Genomic DNA, 13,268 nt, shown 5'->3' with positions numbered 1-13,268 from the left:
CTTCTTTTTTCACCTGAACGCGTTATCGCGCGACATGCCGCGCCACCGCATTGACGGGGGACGCCAGCGGCGCGCCCGCGAGATGGGCGTGAAGGCTGGCGAGCAGCGCGTCGATCTGTGCGTGCAGGGCGGCCGGCGAGCGTCCCGAGACATGCGGCGTCAGCACAACGTTCTCCAGCATGCGCAATGCCGAAGGCACCTCGGGTTCGTGCTCAAACACGTCGAGCGCGGCCCCTGCAATCACGCCGTCGCACAGCGCTTCGATCAGGGCCACGGTATCGACGACGCTGCCGCGCGACACGTTCACGAGAAAGCCGTCGGCGCCGAGCCGCGCCAGCACGTCGGCGTTCACGAGGTGATGTGTCGCGGCACCGCCCGGGCAGGCTAGCACGAGAAAGTCGCTGGCGTCGGCCAGGGCGCCGACGTCAGCGACATGGTGCCAACGGCAGTCGCGGCGCGGTGTGCGCGTGTGATAGCGGATGGACATGCCGAAGCCTTCCGCGCGCGTCGCAATCGCGTGACCGATGTGACCCAGGCCGACGATGCCGAGTCGCGCGCCATGCAGCGTCGGGCGCGGTGCGCGGTGGTTCGCCCAGCCACCGGCCTTCACGGCGCGATCGAGCGTGATGAGGCCGCGTGCGGTGGCGAGCATGAGGGCCAGGGCGTGATCGGCGACGGTCTCGCCGTTGGTGTTGGGCGCGTGCGCGACGGCGATGCCACGTGCGGTGGCGGCGGCGACGTCGATGTTCTCGTAGCCCGCCCCGAAGGCGCAGACGAGCTCGAGCTTCGGTAGCGCATCCATCTGCACGGCCGTGAGGCCTGTCGTGCCATTGGTGAGCACGAAGCGAACGTTGGACGCATTGGACATGAGGCGGATGACGTCGGCCCGATCGACGGCCTCGCAATCGGCGTCGATCTCGTGCAGACGCAGTCCCGCGGCGATCAGTCGCGCGCGGGTGATCGGCGCAAGCGGGATGAGGGAGAGGAGTGGCGAAGCATCGGTCATGGAGGCCTTCATCGTGAGGATCGTTTGGATAGGAAAATAAAATACAAATCAGTTGCTATGTATACATATGCTATGTATTGTATCTTCACATGGCAATCAAAAAAACGACCGATGCGCAACGCGCGACGTCGGTTCCCTGAGGGAAGACAAGGAGGAAGGTGTGACCTGGTTTGGACTTGCAACTTATGAATCGCTGGCGCCGGGCGCCGTTGCCGCGCGGCGTACGGCGCTCGTGCAACATGGGCATTTGTACGATCTGGAAGCCGTGCTGCGCCACATGGGCACGGACGTGGACGATGCGGTGCTGGCGGCGCACGATCTGACGGCGCTGCTCTCGGACTGGGATGTGCACGGCAAAGCGATCAACGCCGCCGTGCGCCGTGCGCTGGACGCGGGTGTGCCGGCGAAGGTCGGCGCGCTGGCGAGCGACGCCTATCGCCTGTGCGTGCCCTATCAGCCGGGCCGCATCTTTGCAACGGCCTCGAACTATTACGAGCACGCGGCCGAAATGGGTACAAAGCTCGCGCCGCGCAGCGAGAGTTCGCCGTACATGTTCATGAAGGCGGAGACGAGCGTGACGGCGACCGGCACGGACGTCGTGCTGCCGCCGCATGCGCAGCGCGTGGACTGGGAGGTCGAGCTGGCGGTGGTCATCGGCCGTCCGGGACGGCATATTCCGGTCGAGCAGGCGCATGAATGGATCGCGGGCTATACGGTCATCAACGATGTCAGCGCGCGCGACCTGAACCGCCGCACCGACTATCCGTTCACGCACGACTGGTTTCGCGGGAAGAGTTTCGATACCTTCGCCCCTCTGGGGCCGTGGTTTGTGCCGCGCGAGGTGATTCTCGATCCCCAGCAACTGCGCATGACGCTGTCGGTGAATGGCGAAATGATGCAAAACGACACGACGGCGGGGATGATCTTCAACATTGCGGAGCAGATCGCCTACCTGTCCGACATTCTCACGCTCAAGCCAGGCGATCTGATTGCCACGGGCACGCCGACCGGTGTGGGCATGGGACGCGGCGTCTATCTCAAGGCCGGCGACGTGATGGTGGCTGGCATCGAGGGCATTGGGGCCATCGAGAACCGCGTCGTAGCGCAGCAAAGATAACAACGGCCGCTCAGGTAGCGGCCAGGAGGAGGCGGCAATGGAGCAGTGGCAGTGGGCAAGGCGGTGGTGGACGGTGCTTGCGTGTGCCGGATCGATCGGTGCGCTGGGAGCGATGGGGGCGATCGGCACGGTGGGTGCGATCGGTGCGGGCGCGCTGTGGCCGACGCCGGCCGTCGCACAGGAGAAGGTCAAGTTCAACCTCTCGTGGCTGCCACAGGGCAGCACCGGGGGGGTGCTCGTTGCCATTCACCAGGGCTTTTACCGCGAGGCAGGCCTCGAAGTGTCGGCGGTCGTTGGCCATGGCGGGCAGCGCACCGTCAATGAAGTCGATCAGGGCCTGTTCGAGTTTGGCTACGGCGATCCGATCAGCGTGATGCTCAACCGCGCGCAGGGCGGAAAGACGAAGATGGTTGGCGCGATCAATGCCGTCTGGCCCGGCGCGATCTGCTACCTCGTCAAACCGGGGCGGACCCTTGCGAAGCCCGCCGATCTCAAGGGGTTGTCGATGGGCGGCGGCGGGGCGTCGCCGTTACAGAACATCGTGCCGGCCTGGCTCAAGGCCAATGGCTTGCCGCCGACGGCGATCAAGCTGTTGCGGCTCGACCCGTCGACGATCAATCCGTCGTTTCTGCAAGGTCGCGTGGATCTCACCGAATGCTGGGAAGGTGCGAACCTGCCGGTGCTCAAGTCGCTCGCGGCGAAGCAGGGGCGGGAGATCGGCTCGCTGCGCTACCGAGATTTCGGGCTCGACATGGTCGGCAACGGCATCGTCACGACCGAGACGATGATTGCGAAGCAGCCTGACGTGGTGCGTCGCTTCGTGCAGGCCACCTATCGCGGCTATGCGTGGATGCGCGAGCATCCAGAGGCGTCGGCGGGTGTGATCGTGTCGCAGTACCCCATGCTCGACAAACAGGTCATGGTCGAACAGATTCGGCAGATCGGCGTGCTGGAGACCGACCGCGAAACGCAGGGGCACAAGCCGGGTTGGCTGCCGGTGGCGCGCATGGCGACGACCGCGCAGTTTGTGCGTGACGCCTTCAACCTGCCCCCCACGCTGAAGGCCACCGACCTCTATACCAACCAGTTCGTCGAATGACGCTCGCGCAATCGCTGCAATGCAAGGAGTCGAGATGACAAGCCTCAAACCCAAGCTCAACCCGAAGCGCCTTGGTCACCTGGTGTTGGTGGTGCGTGATATTCAGAAGTCGGCGAAGTTCTACACCGAAGTGCTCGGATTGACCGTCTCCGACTGGATTGGCGACCAGATGGTGTTCTTGCGCGCCGGCACCGACCACCACGATCTGGCGCTCTCGCAGATTCCAAAGGATTCGCCGGACATCGACGATCTGCCGCGTTACGGCCGTCCCGGCATGGAGCACTTCTCCTACCTCGTCGACAGTGTCGAGGAAATGGAGCAAGCCGTGGCGGTGCTGCGTGCGCATGACGTCGAGATCGTGCGTGGGATCGGGCGTCACGGGCCGGGGGCGAATTATTTCCTCGTGTTCAAGGACCCGGATGGCAACAACGTCGAGTTGTATTGCGAAATGACGCAGATCGACGACGACCACCCGTACGAAGCGAAGGTGTGGGAGCGCTCTATCGAGAGCTTCGACCGGTTCCGCTTCGAACGCTTCGTCGTGCCGCCCCCGCCGGGCATGGTCAAGGACAAGTCGGGCGGAAAGACCTAGCCAGCCGAGATTCCGGAGGAGACATCGAATGAAACGCATCGCACAGACGATCGTATTTTGGGGCGTGCTGCTCGCCCTGTGGGAATTGGCCGTGACGTACTTCAAGGTGCAGTCGTACCTGATGCCGCCGCCGTCGGCGATCTTTCGCGCGGCCTGGGAAGTGCATCCGCAAATGCTGGAGGACACCTGGATCACAACGGTCGAAGTGTTGACCGGCTTCGTGGCGGCGGTGGCAGGTGGGCTCGTGATTGGCGTCGTCATCAGCTACAGCGCGTTTGCGCGTCGCACGCTGTACCCGCTCGTCACTGCCTTGCAGAGCATGCCGAAGATCGCACTCGCGCCGCTGATGATCGTGTGGTTCGGGTATGGGTTTGCGTCGAAGCTGGCGTCGACCTTCCTGTTCGCGTTCTTCCCGGTCGTCGTGGCGACCATGGGCGGACTCGCCAGTGTCGCGCGCAACCTCGACGAGCACTTCCGCGCGTTGGGCGCGAGCCCGTGGGACACCTTCTGGCGGCTGTACCTGCCGGCGGCGCTGCCCGCGTTCGCCGATGGCCTGAAGATCGCCATGCCGCTCGCGGTGATCGGCGCGATCGTAGGCGAGTTCATCGGCTCGGAAGCGGGGCTGGGGCATCTGATCGTGTTTGCGTCGGCGGCGGCGCGCACCGACGTCATGTTCGCGGCCATCCTCATGGTGACGCTGCTGGCGGTGGTGCTCTACTGGGTGATCGAGCGTCTGGCGCGCTTTGTCTGGTGGCGAGGGATCAACGTATGACGATCTCGACGACTACGGTGACGCCGTTCCCCGCGCCGTCGCGCCCCGCCGGCGATGCGAAAGTGGCACCGGCGGACGCCGCGCAGGTCCAAAACACGATGATCGAAGTGCGCCACATCGACAAGACCTTCGCCGCCAAGCAGCGCAAGGCCTCACCGGTGAAGATACTCGACGACGTATCGCTTTCGATTGCGGATCGCGAGTTCGTGTCGATTCTCGGCGCGAGCGGTTGCGGCAAGAGCACGCTGCTGCGCATCGTTGCCGGCCTCGTGCCGCACGATGGCGGCGAGGTGCGTGTGGCGGGCCAGCGCGTGACGCGGCCCGCCCCCGAGATTGGCGTGGTGTTCCAGACGAGCAATATGTTGCCGTGGCTCACGGTGCGGCAAAACCTGCTGCTCGGCACGCGTCTGCGCAAGATCCCGAAAGCCAAGAGCGAGCCGCGCGTGGCGGCGCTGCTGGAGATGCTGGGGCTCGCCCAGTTCGCCGATCATCATCCGCACGAGTTGTCCGGCGGCATGCGCCAGCGCGCGTCGATCGGCCAGATCCTGGCGCTCGAACCGAAAGTGCTGCTCATGGACGAGCCGTTCGGTGCGCTCGACGCCCTCACGCGCGACAACCTGAACGTCGAACTGCTGCGCATCTGGCAGGAGCACCGGCAAACGGTGTTGCTCGTCACGCACAGCATCGAGGAGGCGGTGTTCCTGTCGGATCGCGTGATCGTGATGTCGGCGCGTCCGGGCAAGGTGCAGCAGGAAGTCGTGATCGATCTGCCGCGTCCGCGCTCGCCGCAGACGATCAAGCAGCACCCGCGATACGCCGGGTATGTCGCGCAGCTCTCGCAACTGATGGGGGTCTATTGATGACCGGACAGACGATTGCGGCGACGGCAGACGGGTGGGCGCGAGCGCGATCGCACATGCGCGCGCTCGGGCCGCGCTGGGCCGACGATATCGCTGCCGGACGGCGCCTCGTGCTGGAGACCTACACGCCGCTGCTCGCGCAAGCGTCGACCGACGCGTACACCGTCGTGCGTGATCTGGCCTATGGGCCGCATGCGCGGCATCGGCTTGACGTCTATCGGCCGGTGTCGCGTTTGCGCGAGCCTGCACCGGTCGTCATCTTCGTGCATGGCGGCGGGTTCGTTCGCGGCGACATGAACGCCAATGCGCAGATCTACGGCAACGTGCCCCGATACTTCGCGCGTCACGGTTGCGTGGCGGTCAACGTGGAGTATCGGCTCGCGCCCGAGGCGCCGTTCCCGGGCGGCGCACAGGACGTGGGCGCCGCGGTGCGCTGGGTGCGCGAGCATATCGGCGAGTATGCGGGCGAGGGTGGGGCCGACGTGAAGCGCATGCTGTTGATCGGCCATTCGGCCGGCGGCTCGCACGTGGCCAGCTATCTGTGCGACCCGCGGGTGCGGCCGGCGCAGCCCGAGGTGGCGGGGACCGTGCTTATCAGCGCGCGACTGCGTGCGGATGTGCTGCCCGACAATCCGAACGCGCCCGGTGTGGTGGCGTATTACGGCGACGCGCCTGCACGCCACGAGGCCGACGCGCCGATGGCGCATGCCGAAGCGATGCCGGTGCCCGTGATGACCGTCGTGGCGGAGTTCGAAAATCCCCATCTCGACACCTATGCGCTTGAGTTCTGTCACCGGCTGGCCAAGCGCGACGCCCGCGCGCCGCGCTGGCTACAGGTGCGCGACCACAACCATACGTCGGTGGTTGCGCATCTCGATTCCGGCGACGAGTCGCTCGGTCGCGAGATCCTGCACTTCCTGCACGACATCGACCCATCGCCCTGATGCGGTTCGCGCCTGCCTGCGCCGGTGAGCCATTGCGCCGTTGAACCCTTGAACCGTTGAACCGTTGATCGAATCGGCGGCGGTTCAGCGGCGGGTCAGCAGCGAACAGGCGGCTCTCGGTGCGGGCAGCGCCGTTCATCTCTCCCTCCCTTAAGGAACTGTCATGGTCGATCACGAATTGACCGGGGCGTTTGCGCCCGTCGTCACGCCGTTTCAGGCGGATATGACGCCGGATGCCCCCCGTTTTCTCGCGCATTGCGAATGGTTGCTCTCGCACGACGTGGGCCTGGCCCCGTTTGGTACGAACAGCGAAGCGAATTCTCTCGACGCCCGCGAACGCATGGCGTTGCTCGATCATCTGGTCGACAACGGTCTTGATGTGCGGCGCATGCTGCCCGGCACCGGCTGCTGCTCGTTGCCCGAGACCGTCACGCTCACGCGGCACGCGGTCGAGCGTGGCTGCGCGGGGGTGCTCATGCTGCCGCCGTTTTTCTACAAAGGCGTCACCGACGATGGCGTGTACGACTACTACGCCCGCGTGATCGATCAGGTGAACGATGCGCGTTTGCGTCTGTACCTCTATCACATCCCAGCGCTCTCGGGCGTGCCCATCACGCTACCGGTGATCGAGCGGCTCAGGCGCGACTTCCCGCGGACCGTGGTTGGCATCAAGGACAGCTCGGGTGACTGGACTCATCTGAGTGCGATGCTCGACGCCTTCCCCGGCTTCGGCATCTTCCCGGCATCGGAGTCGCTGGTGTCGCGCGCGTCGGCCAAGGGCGCGAAAGGCTGCATTTCCGCGACGGTCAACATCAATGCGCCCATGATCGGGCGGTTGTGTCGCGAGTGGGCGGACGATGCCGGTGCGGCGCTTCAGGCACAGGCCGACATCGTTCGCGGCATCGTGCAGTCGTTCCCGATGATTCCGGCGCTCAAGGCGGTGCTGGCCTCGCATCGTGACGATCCGGCGTGGGCGTGCGTGCGTGCGCCGCTTACGCAACTGACGAGCGACCAACACGTACGGCTGCACGCGCAGTTGGCCGCTTGCGGTTTCACGTTGGCAGGGTAAGCGGACATGCGCGGCACGTTGCGGTATCGAGGGATATGTCGTGGCTGGCTGTATGTCGGGACCACGCGGCACCTGACTGCGCGGGGGGGCACGAGGCTGGCAGTGGCATGGGGCCTTGCGCTGGCGCTGGGTCCGGGCGCTTGCGAGGTGTCGCACGCTCAGGTGCAGGTCTACGGCCACCTCACGCCGATGACCGATTGGGTCAGTGTTAGCGGGCGTCAGGCGAGCGCGTCGGCGCCGCGTCCGACCCAGGCGCCGTCGGGGGCGATCAATGCGCCGACGGCGAGCGGTGCGCGCATGCTGTCGAGCATTTCGTACTTCGGCATGCGCGGCAAGGAAGATCTTGGCGACGGGTATGCCGCGATCTGGCAGATCGAGACACCTGTCGCGCTCGACGGCAAATCGACCGGCACCATCGCGGGACGCAATACGAATGTGGGCCTGACCGGGCCGTTCGGTACGGCGTTTCTGGGCAACTGGGACACGCCGTATCAATGGTCGACGCTCGCGGTCGGCTCGCCGGTGCGCAATCCATACACCGGCGACCTGAGTACGATCCTGAGCAATCCCGGATTCAATGTGCCGAACACGACGACGCAATCGGGGCGGGTGGGCAGTGCGGTCGATGCCACGTTCAACCGTCGGCAGGGCAACAGTCTTCAGTACTGGACACCGACGTGGGCCGGGTTGCAACTGCGGTTCTCGTACTCGCCGTCGAACAGCAAGGTCGTCACGCCGGCGGGCGAGATCTCGCCACAGGTGTTCGGGGCCGGACTGGAGTACCTGAACGGTCCGCTGCGCGTGCGTTACGCGTACGCGCTGCACAAGGACTACTTCGGGCTGGCATGGCTCGGCGCGCCGTCGTCCGCCAATCCGTCCAATGTCGGATCGCACGCCACGGGGTCGCGCGACGACGCGCACAAGGTGCTTGTGGTCTTTACCTATGCGCAAACCAAGTGGGTCGCGGGCTGGGATCGGCTGACCTACCGCACGGACGACGGCACTCTCGGCAATCTCAACCGCTACCGGCGCGATGCGTTCTACGCCATGGTCCAGCACTGGTTTGGCGGCGGCCGTCACTCGGTCTGGCTCGGCGGCGGCTATGCGACGAACGGCGCGTGTTCCCGCTCGGGCGGTGCGTCGTGCAGTACCGACGGGCTTGGAGCCACGCAACTCAATCTTGGCTATCGCTACGACTTTTCACGGCGCACGGACGTGTACGTCGCGTACTACCAGGTCATCAATCGCGCTTGGGGTCGGTACGGCGTCTCGCCGCGTCCGACGCTCGGCGCGAACGGCGCAAGCGCACCGCCGGGCGCGCACTACCGGGGCATCGGTTTCGGCATCGAACACAGCTTTTGAACAACACCATCCGACTCACAGGAGACGAAATTGAAGACGACACAAGCGGGCTTCGACAGCATTGTCGAGCGAGAAAAGGGGCTGCATCGCGGCCTGAGCAGCGGGCAATTGTCGATGATTGCCATTGGCGGTGCGATTGGCACCGGCCTCTTTCTGGGCAGTGCGTTTGCCATTGGCTTTGCCGGGCCGAGCGTGCTGGTGAGCTATGCGATCGGTGGCCTGATTGCGCTGCTGTTGATGGGGTGTCTGGCGGAGATGACCGTGGCGCACCCGACCTCTGGGTCGTTCGGCGCCTATGCGGAGCACTATATCGGGCCGCTGGCGGGGTTTCTGGTGCGTTACGGCTACTGGTCGTCGATCGTGTTCGCGGTCGGCACCGAGGTGACGGCCATTGCCGTCTACATGAAATACTGGTTTCCAGCGGTGCCGGGGTGGTACTGGATCGTTGGCTTCTCGGCCGGCCTGATCGGCATCAACGCGGCGAGCGTGAAGGTGTTCGGCGCGGTCGAGTACGGATTTTCGATGCTCAAGATCGCGGCCATTGTCGTGTTCCTGATGCTCGGGGCCTATCTGGTGTTTCGGGCGCCGGTGGACAGCGGCATCGGAGTGGCCAACTACACGTCGCACGGCGGATTCTTCCCGAAGGGCGGATGGGGGATGTGGGTCGCGGTGATCGTGTCGATCTTCAGCTATCTGAGCATCGAGATGATTGCCGTGGCGGCCGGCGAGGCGCAGGATCCGCAGCGGGCGATCACGCGCGCCTTCCGGGCGACGATGTTCCGTCTGGTGTTCTTCTATCTGCTCACGCTCGCGTTGACGCTTGCCATCGTGCCGTGGAACGCGGCGGGTGAAGACGGCAGTCCGTTCGTCAAGGTGATGGCCGCGACGCATATCCCGGGCGCGGCGGGGGTGATCAACCTGGTGATTCTGGTGGCCGCGCTCTCCGCGATGAACAGTCAGCTCTACATCACCACGCGCATGATGTTCAGTCTGTCGCGGGCAGGGTACGCGCCGCGCCGGTTCGGCGAGGTCAGCCGCAACGGCGTACCGGTCGCGGCGCTCATGCTCTCGACCATCGGCATCGGGCTGGCGGTCGCGCTCAACGTGTTCGTGCCACAGGCGTCGTTCACGCTGATGATGTCCGTGTCGATGTTCGGTGCGATGTTCACGTGGCTGATGATCTTCGTCACGCACCTGTACTTCCGCCGTGCGCACGAAGCAGCGTCGCTGAGCTTTCGCATGTGGGGCTATCCGTATGCGAGTCTGGCGGGCGCGCTGCTCATGCTGGCGACACTGGTCACCACCTATTTCACCGACGAATTCCGCCTGACGCTGGTCTATGGCGTGCCGTTTGTCGTGGCGTTGTCGGTAATCTATGCGGTCTGGTATCGCCGGCATGCGGACGTGGCGGCGCAGTCGCAATAAGCCGCGCTCGCCGTTGCGCGTCGGCCTATCGTTCCCTTCCGGCGCGATGCTTCTGATAGTGAATCGCCGACAGGATCGCCACGCGTCGGATCGGCTCGGGCGGCAGCCACGTCGGCCGCTCGAACCCCAGCGCATCGGCCAGTTCGGGCGACTGCCGGCCGCAGGCCATCTCGCCGAGCAGCTTGCCGAACATGCTGCCCTTGAGCACTCCCGCGCCGTTGCAGCCGAGCGAGGCGAACAGGCCCTTGCGGATCTCGCCGAAGTAGAGCGCACCGTTGCGGGTGAGCGCCGTCACACCGCCCCAGACGAACGCGAACTTGTGCGAGTCCATTTGAGGATAGCGGCGCCGATACGCGTCCGTGAGCATGGCGCTCACCTCGGCCATCGGACGTTCCTTCTCGTACGAATAGGCGCTGCGCACGACAAACCGGCCGCCGTGGGTCTTGCGCAGCGTCGTGCCGAGACGATTGGCTGGAATCACGCCCCATTCGCGCGCGGGGCCGAGCTTGGCCAACTCGTCGGCCGGCAGCGCGTCGGTCATGGCCGCGTAAGTGTAGATCGTGAAGACGCGGTCGCGCGCCAGCCCGAGCTTGCGCGCGAACCCGTTGTTCGCCACGATGACTTGCGAGGCGCGCAGTTGCGTGCGCGCCGTCGTCACGGTGAAGGGTCCGGTGCCGTCGAGCGACAGGACCGGCTCGTTTTCCCACAGCCGGACGTTGGCGGGCAGGCTATCCGCCAGACCGCGCACGAGCGCGGCAGGCTGTACGAAGACGTTGTTCTCCGAGTGATAGCCGTAGCCGTAATAGTCGGTGCCGATCTCGCTTTGCAGGGCATCGCGCGACAGTTCCCGGTAAGTCACCCCCCATTCGCGATATTGCGCGAGCGTGTCGCGCAGGCGCTGCTCGCCATCGGGCGTGGCGGCCGCGTGGTACTTGCCGACCGGGTTCCAGTCGCAGTCGATGCCATGCGTGGTGACGAGGTCACGCAGCCACTTCAGGCCGATGTCGTAGAGCCGGATCTGCTTGCGCGCGACCTCCACCGGGCTGCCGTGCCCGCCCATGCCCGTGTTGTGCGGCAGGTTGATGAGAAAGCCCGAATTGCGGCCTGCGGAACCATTGCCGACCGTGGTGGCGTCGATCACAAGCACCGACGCCTCAGGACGCAATTCCGCTACGCGCCGTGCGGCGGCCAGTCCGGTGAACCCCGCACCAATGACGATGACGTCGAAGCTGCGGGCCACAGGCGGCTGCGTGTGTGGCATGCGCGTCGGCAGCAGGGCGTTCCAGCCGGCCCCCGCCTGATACGCGGGGAAAGTGTCCCGCGCGCTGCGGGAGGGAGTGACTTGATTGGGCATGACGATAGAAGGACGGAGGCTCGCCGAACGTTATGCAGCCTGGCTTTCCAGGCTGCGCATGACTTCGGTCTGCACGGTGTTCCAGATTTGCGACTTGAGTTCGTTGTAGCGCGGCGAGAGCTGAACCTGGGCGTCGCGCGGCATCGGTAGATCGTTCGGCAGGTCGCAGGCCACGCGCCCGGGTCGCGCGCTCATGATCACCATGCGCGTCGACAACATCAGGGCTTCGTCGATGGAGTGCGTGATGAAGACGATGGTCTTGCCGCTCTTCTGATAGATCTGGAGCAACTCCTCCTGCAACACCTGACGCGTCATCGCATCGAGTGCGGCAAACGGTTCGTCGAGCAGAATCACGTCCGGGTCGTTCGCGAGCACACGGGCGATCGACACACGTTGGCGCATGCCGCCCGAGAGCGCCTTCGGATACCGATCCTCGAAGCCCCTGAGGCCAACCATGTCGATGTAGCGTCGTGCCGTGGCGTAGCGGGACGCCTTGTCGACGCCCTTCATCTTCAGGCCGAACGCCACGTTATCGAGCACGCTCAGCCACGGGAACAGCGCGTACTGCTGGAAAACCATGCCGCAATGCGGGTCGATGCCCTTGACCTCGCGGCCGTTCACGCGGATGCGCCCGGTGGTCGGGGCGTCGAAGCCCGTGATGAGGTTCAGCAGCGTCGACTTGCCGCAGCCCGATGCCCCGAGCAACACCACAAACTCGCCGCGTGCAATATTCATGTCCACACGCTCGAGTGCCTGAAAATCGCCGTAACGCTTCGACACGCCATCGATGGCGATCATGGTTTCGGCGGGGCTTGCAGACGCGGCACCCGACGCGTGCAAAGCGCCCACGTGGGAATCGATTCGATCGTTCATGCCTGCCACCTCAACACCTTGCGCTCGATGGCGCGAAAAACGATATCCGTCACCAGCACGGTGACACTGATCATCACCATGCCGAGCACGACGACTTCCGTCTGGAAAAACTCCTTGCCGTTCATGATGAGAAAGCCCAAGCCCTCGCGCGCAGCGACCAACTCGGCGGAGATCACGCACGTCCACGACAGGCCGAGAATGATCTTCATCCCGCTCAGAATCTGCGGCAGACTTGCGGGCAGGATGACCTCTCGCATGACTTGCGCGTTGCTCGCCCCCAGGTTCTTCGCGGCGCGGATGAGCAGTGGGTCGACATTGCGCGTGGCTTCGATAACGTAGACGAGCGCCGGGGCGAACGTTCCCATGAACACGATGCTGTACTTCTGCGTCTCCGAGATGCCGAACCACAACAGGGAGAGCGGAATCCAGCTCATCGAAGGCAGCGGTCGCAGGAACGACAGAATCGGGTCGAACGCCGCACGGGCGTAGCTCGACGTGCCGAGCACGATCCCCAGCGGAATGGCCACGGCGGTCGCGGCAATGAAGCCCGTCATCACGCGGCGCGTCGAGGCGAGCACGTTCGCGAGCAGCGTGCCGTCGGACAGCATCGAAACGATGCGTTCGCCGACGGCCGACGGGGGTGGCAGGAACAAGGGATCGACGATCCCGGTGCGGCACGCCGTTTCCCACGCGAGCAGGAACACGACCACGGACACAAAGCCCACACCCAGCAGCGTGGCGCGGGACGGTTGATGATGACTCACAATCAGACTCCTCGAGCGTGCGCCGGCACCG

13 protein-coding genes are annotated in these 13,268 nt (G+C 65.0%); 9 read left to right on the top strand and 4 right to left on the bottom strand.

All coding sequences use genetic code 11. From position 1 onward, the window contains the following. Positions 1-22: 22 nt before the first annotated feature. A complete protein-coding gene (locus tag OYT13_RS12365) occupies positions 23-1,018 on the bottom strand; it encodes a 2-hydroxyacid dehydrogenase (RefSeq protein ID WP_268566310.1) in 996 nt (331 codons plus the stop codon). Between the two features lie 148 nt (positions 1,019-1,166). Here OYT13_RS12365 and OYT13_RS12360 point away from each other — a divergent pair, with 148 nt between their 5' ends. From OYT13_RS12360 to OYT13_RS12320, 9 genes are all read left to right on the top strand, one after another. Further along, the gene (locus OYT13_RS12360; protein WP_261938541.1) at positions 1,167-2,123 is read left to right on the top strand and encodes a fumarylacetoacetate hydrolase family protein; all 957 of its coding nucleotides are present in this window, start codon (positions 1,167-1,169) and stop codon (positions 2,121-2,123) included. A gap of 37 nt (positions 2,124-2,160) precedes the next feature. Next, positions 2,161-3,222, top strand: a complete 1,062-nt coding sequence (locus OYT13_RS12355) for an ABC transporter substrate-binding protein (protein WP_268566309.1) — start codon at positions 2,161-2,163, stop codon at positions 3,220-3,222. Positions 3,223-3,256: 34 nt separating this feature from the next. Continuing rightward, complete coding sequence (locus OYT13_RS12350) at positions 3,257-3,814, top strand: VOC family protein (protein ID WP_017232163.1); 558 nt, start codon at positions 3,257-3,259, stop codon at positions 3,812-3,814. Positions 3,815-3,842: 28 nt separating this feature from the next. Further along, on the top strand, positions 3,843-4,586 hold the full coding sequence (locus OYT13_RS12345; protein WP_017232162.1) for an ABC transporter permease: 744 nt from the start codon (positions 3,843-3,845) through the stop codon (positions 4,584-4,586). Beyond that, positions 4,583-5,446 carry an ABC transporter ATP-binding protein gene (locus OYT13_RS12340; protein ID WP_268566308.1) on the top strand — a complete coding sequence of 288 codons (864 nt, stop codon included), beginning with the start codon at positions 4,583-4,585 and terminating at the stop codon, positions 5,444-5,446. The genes OYT13_RS12345 and OYT13_RS12340 overlap by 4 nt, the downstream gene beginning before the upstream one ends. 56 nt (positions 5,447-5,502) lie before the next feature. Beyond that, positions 5,503-6,390 (top strand): alpha/beta hydrolase, encoded by an 888-nt coding sequence (locus tag OYT13_RS12335; RefSeq protein WP_268566307.1) that lies wholly within the window; start codon positions 5,503-5,505, stop codon positions 6,388-6,390. A gap of 163 nt (positions 6,391-6,553) precedes the next feature. Continuing rightward, entirely contained in the window at positions 6,554-7,459 is a 906-nt protein-coding gene (locus OYT13_RS12330) for a dihydrodipicolinate synthase family protein (protein WP_268566306.1), read from the top strand. A 102-nt stretch (positions 7,460-7,561) separates the two neighbouring features. Next, positions 7,562-8,821: a porin gene (locus OYT13_RS12325; RefSeq protein ID WP_017232158.1), complete on the top strand. Its 1,260-nt coding sequence runs from the start codon at positions 7,562-7,564 to the stop codon at positions 8,819-8,821. 30 nt (positions 8,822-8,851) lie between these two features. After that, positions 8,852-10,246 carry an amino acid permease gene (locus OYT13_RS12320; protein ID WP_261938545.1) on the top strand — a complete coding sequence of 465 codons (1,395 nt, stop codon included), beginning with the start codon at positions 8,852-8,854 and terminating at the stop codon, positions 10,244-10,246. A gap of 25 nt (positions 10,247-10,271) precedes the next feature. On the opposite strand, the gene OYT13_RS12315 is transcribed toward OYT13_RS12320, so the two are convergent. The 3 genes from OYT13_RS12315 to OYT13_RS12305 all read right to left on the bottom strand — a co-directional run bounded on the left by OYT13_RS12315 (position 10,272) and on the right by OYT13_RS12305 (position 13,240). Beyond that, positions 10,272-11,600 (bottom strand): NAD(P)/FAD-dependent oxidoreductase, encoded by a 1,329-nt coding sequence (locus tag OYT13_RS12315; RefSeq protein ID WP_268566305.1) that lies wholly within the window; start codon positions 11,598-11,600, stop codon positions 10,272-10,274. A gap of 30 nt (positions 11,601-11,630) precedes the next feature. Further along, positions 11,631-12,398, bottom strand: coding sequence for an ABC transporter ATP-binding protein (locus OYT13_RS12310; RefSeq protein ID WP_268567878.1), 768 nt, complete (start codon positions 12,396-12,398; stop codon positions 11,631-11,633). Between the two features lie 71 nt (positions 12,399-12,469). After that, positions 12,470-13,240 carry an ABC transporter permease gene (locus OYT13_RS12305; RefSeq protein ID WP_442796490.1) on the bottom strand — a complete coding sequence of 257 codons (771 nt, stop codon included), beginning with the start codon at positions 13,238-13,240 and terminating at the stop codon, positions 12,470-12,472. Between the last annotated feature and the right edge of the window lie 28 nt (positions 13,241-13,268).

Source organism: Pandoraea sp. XJJ-1, assembly GCF_026802345.1.
Lineage (GTDB): Bacteria > Pseudomonadota > Gammaproteobacteria > Burkholderiales > Burkholderiaceae > Pandoraea > Pandoraea cepalis.
This window is presented reverse-complemented; position numbering and strand designations above follow the sequence as displayed.

Excerpts from the sequence above, each read along its gene's own strand:
- OYT13_RS12365 (WP_268566310.1), bottom strand. The coding sequence starts at position 1,018 with ATGAAGGCCTCCATGACCGATGCTTCGCCACTCCTCTCCCTCATCCCG.
- OYT13_RS12355 (WP_268566309.1), top strand. The coding sequence starts at position 2,161 with ATGGAGCAGTGGCAGTGGGCAAGGCGGTGGTGGACGGTGCTTGCGTGT.
- OYT13_RS12350 (WP_017232163.1), top strand. The coding sequence starts at position 3,257 with ATGACAAGCCTCAAACCCAAGCTCAACCCGAAGCGCCTTGGTCACCTG.
- OYT13_RS12345 (WP_017232162.1), top strand. The coding sequence starts at position 3,843 with ATGAAACGCATCGCACAGACGATCGTATTTTGGGGCGTGCTGCTCGCC.
- OYT13_RS12340 (WP_268566308.1), top strand. The coding sequence starts at position 4,583 with ATGACGATCTCGACGACTACGGTGACGCCGTTCCCCGCGCCGTCGCGC.
- OYT13_RS12335 (WP_268566307.1), top strand. The coding sequence starts at position 5,503 with ATGCGCGCGCTCGGGCCGCGCTGGGCCGACGATATCGCTGCCGGACGG.
- OYT13_RS12330 (WP_268566306.1), top strand. The coding sequence starts at position 6,554 with ATGGTCGATCACGAATTGACCGGGGCGTTTGCGCCCGTCGTCACGCCG.
- OYT13_RS12315 (WP_268566305.1), bottom strand. The coding sequence starts at position 11,600 with ATGCCCAATCAAGTCACTCCCTCCCGCAGCGCGCGGGACACTTTCCCC.
- OYT13_RS12310 (WP_268567878.1), bottom strand. The coding sequence starts at position 12,398 with ATGATCGCCATCGATGGCGTGTCGAAGCGTTACGGCGATTTTCAGGCA.